Raw genomic sequence first — 3,448 nt, 5'->3', positions numbered from 1 at the left:
TATGAGAAAACTCAAAAACAGAGTAGGTCTCTCGGACACCTCGCCTTAAACTAGCTCGACCTGAACAGGGGCGAATCCGGTGTCCGAAACTTTCCGGAATGGGTGTCCGAAGCTTCCGGAATAACCACCCAGACAATATCACTTGTCAACTTCCATCTATTTTCACGGTTATAGATGTTACTTTTCGGGTGAGTTCCCAAAGCATTGCCCTCATCGAAATGCTGCCGATACCATGATAGGTTAATCTCTTTGTACCGGGCGCTAATGAGTAGATTATAATCCTCAAGGGGCTGTTCAAAACCAGTGGTTAGCGGAGCAGAATAGTTCTGAACATTCATGAATATGCTATCTTTATCACTAAAATCAGGTCCGTCAGACTGAAAAATGCGAGCCATGACGTTGATCGACATATTATCGGATATCGTTTTGCCTAACTGCACACCAGCATCAATTGCCGACTGGCTCCCTGTATTCACATAGGCTTGAATACCCCTGCCCGACGCCTCCTGCTTATTGATAATCGTAATAACACCTGAAAAAGCATCAGCACCATATACAACTGAACCTGGCCCGAGAAGAATCTCCACGCGTTCAGCAAATCGAATAGAGATAGAATTTCCAACCGAAAGAAAAGTTCCGCTAGCTGGATTTAGTTTTTGACCGTCCATAAGCACTAAAAACCGGTCATTTCCCTCAATCCCTCGAACTGTATAGAATTCGCCAAACCCACGGGCATTATCGACGATATCAATACCGGGAAGATCTTTTATGATGTCTGATAGATCAAAATATCCATTATCAATGATTTGTTTTTGTGTGATGATTATCATGGTGGCGGGAGCTTCATCCAATTTTTGGACATAGCGACTTGCACTGATAACCTCAACACCCATGAGCTCCTCAAGGGTCATCTCGCTGAGGTCTTTACTGTTTGATTGCCCAAGTCCTGATGTTGTTATCACCAATAATAGAAATAGCAGATATCTTGATGTATTCATGCTTATTCTCCCTACTCGATCAAAGTCTCAGATCATATCTATTTAGATTAATCCATTATTCATTAGGATCAAACTGCTTATATATTGAGTTTAGCCTGGGCCACAACAATGATACCCAATTATTTCTCATCTCAAGTACACCATCTTAATATTTTCCCCATGCGAAGACTTCCTGTCCTGGATTTCCCGCTCTTGAGCTCTCCTCAAAGGGATGGTTGAACCATTCTGTCAGATCTATCTTTACAAAGAGATTCATTCGCAGGAAAGCGATCAGGTTAGACATGGACCAATCATGTTCTCCTATTTTTTTCAGGTACTTCAGGATCAAAATAGAAATGAGTGCTGTCCAAATCTGTATTTGAACTGCATTTGCTGAACTTCCCACGAAAGTCTTGATCTTCATGATCTGTTTGATAGCCTTGAAGAAGGTTTCGATCTGCCATCTCTGTTTATAGAGCTCTGCAATGGTGGCTGTTGTCCAAGACATTTGATTGGTGATAAGCTCGATAGTTTTTTTGTTAACATCGTCCCATACAGCTATCCGGCGTAACCTTTTGGGGTATTGGTTATAACTCTTTGGTGTTTCCAAGACAATAGATTCATCCAAAAGGATATGCTGATCTCTACCTGTGGGAAGTTCGAACTCAGTCTTACTGATATATTTAATATTGACGATCTCGCAAAAAGTCCCCTTCGACGGGGCTCAGGAACCACCTGTCGAAATGACGCAAAATATTGATAAATAGGAACATAGACCAATATGTTGTATATGATAGTATTTAATGGATTTAGGTCGTATTTCATAAGTATTCAACCGTAAGAAACTTTTTGCGGTTCCGTCAATATTGACGATCCAGTAAAAAACTAATTCGATGGCTAAGCAAAGATTTCATCCTACAAGGAGTCGTGTTTTTTCAAGGATGCAGACATACATGTGGTATGTCAAAGTCTTGAAAAAATGCGAGGACGCGGTAGGTCGGACTTTTTGCGACGCCATCAATATTGGTATATCATTTTCTGTCTACACGAAATCAAGAATCTGCTGTAACCCATACTGAGTAGGTAATTGAAGAGATCGGTACCCGGCTAAGTTAGCCGAGGCGCACATCAAAGCTTCTCGCGATTATTTAAAAATAAAAACAATAAGTAACTATAGTATGTCCATAAAATCTGGACATACTATATATAATAATATATATTCAAAGGAAGAGGAGGGGTGAAAAAGCCTTAATGATTGAAATATGAATATGAGTCAAGCGATATGGAGTAGGATCGAAACACCTGAGTTCGATTATCAGATATTAATGCACGAGCTACGTGATTATGCCAAACCGAGAGACCATGTCACAACTCTGATGAAGCAGGGGGTAGTGCGTAGGGTCAAGAAGGGTCTATATGTATTTGGCGAAGGATACAGAAGCAAGCCGGTTTCTCGAGAAATATTGAGTAACCTCATCTATGGACCCTCCTGTATTTCATTGGAATATGCTTTGCAGTATCATGGATTGATTCCGGAGCGTGTAGAAGCCGTGACAGCTGTGTGTCTCGGCCCATCAAGAAAGTTCTATACCACACTGGGGATGTTTACCTACCATCGTGTTCCAGAAAATGGATATCACATTGGTGTGAATCGAATTGAGATCGATAATCGGAGAGCGTATCTGATAGCTTCCCCGGAAAAGGCACTGGCGGACAAGTTGAAGCTTATGCACGGTGTGGAGCTAAGCACACAGAGGAATATGCGTATTTATCTCGAGGAAAACCTCCGAATCGAATGGGATGCGTTGACAAAGTTGGATTCAAATGAGGTCCGGAGGATCGCGGACGCGTATAGATCCAGGAAGATCCGGATCTTGGCACAGCTGATCATGAGTACCCAAGGAAAGGGAGAATAGTGAATCCTGCCATAGAGATAATGCTGCAGAAATACTCACCTGAGACAGGGGAGGAATATGTCCAGGCACTACGAGAGATACTGCAGGAGATCGCTTTACTCGGTCTGAGTCGAGCAAAGTTTTTTGAAAAAGCAGCCTTCTATGGTGGTACGGCAATGCGCATCATGTATAAGCTGGACCGGTTCTCAGAGGATATGGACTTTTCGCTACTATTACCAAACAAAGATTTTGATCTTGGAGCATACGAAAATGCCGTGGTCAGGGAGTTGAAGGCGTATGGGTTTGAATCTGAGTTCAGACCCAAGGAGAAGGTTGAGGACTCAGCTATAAAATCTGCCTTTCTCAAAGCCAACACAAAAGAGAGTCTCCTGGCAGTGGAGGCATCACCGGAAATCGTTCAAAGGACTAATAGGTCTCAGAATTTGAAGATCAAAGTGGAGATCGACACGGACCCTCCTCCGGATTTTAAAACCGAGGTGCTCCAACTTTACAATCCCATCCCTTATTCAGTCAAGACATATGTGCAAAGAGATCCTCTTGCACATATGTCTTGAC

The 3,448-nt window shown here is 42.4% G+C and carries 4 protein-coding genes; 2 read left to right on the top strand and 2 right to left on the bottom strand.

Annotated elements, in window-relative coordinates:
• Positions 1–50: 50 nt before the first annotated feature.
• The gene (locus U9Q77_06045) at positions 51–998 is read right to left on the bottom strand and encodes a TonB-dependent receptor plug domain-containing protein (protein MEA3286919.1); all 948 of its coding nucleotides are present in this window, start codon (positions 996–998) and stop codon (positions 51–53) included.
• A 145-nt stretch (positions 999–1,143) separates the two neighbouring features.
• The gene (locus U9Q77_06040) at positions 1,144–1,587 is read right to left on the bottom strand and encodes a transposase (protein MEA3286918.1); all 444 of its coding nucleotides are present in this window, start codon (positions 1,585–1,587) and stop codon (positions 1,144–1,146) included.
• 658 nt (positions 1,588–2,245) lie between these two features.
• On the opposite strand from U9Q77_06040, the gene U9Q77_06035 reads away from it, so the two are divergent.
• Together U9Q77_06035 and U9Q77_06030 are read left to right on the top strand one after the other, a co-directional pair.
• Positions 2,246–2,893, top strand: coding sequence for a hypothetical protein (locus U9Q77_06035; protein MEA3286917.1), 648 nt, complete (start codon positions 2,246–2,248; stop codon positions 2,891–2,893).
• The gene (locus tag U9Q77_06030) at positions 2,893–3,447 is read left to right on the top strand and encodes a nucleotidyl transferase AbiEii/AbiGii toxin family protein (GenBank protein ID MEA3286916.1); all 555 of its coding nucleotides are present in this window, start codon (positions 2,893–2,895) and stop codon (positions 3,445–3,447) included. Before U9Q77_06035 ends, U9Q77_06030 begins: the two co-directional genes overlap by 1 nt.
• Position 3,448 lies beyond the last annotated feature (1 nt).

The organism is Candidatus Neomarinimicrobiota bacterium (assembly GCA_034716895.1).
Classification (GTDB): domain Bacteria; phylum Fidelibacterota; class UBA8477; order UBA8477; family JABMPR01; genus JABMPR01.
This window is presented reverse-complemented; position numbering and strand designations above follow the sequence as displayed.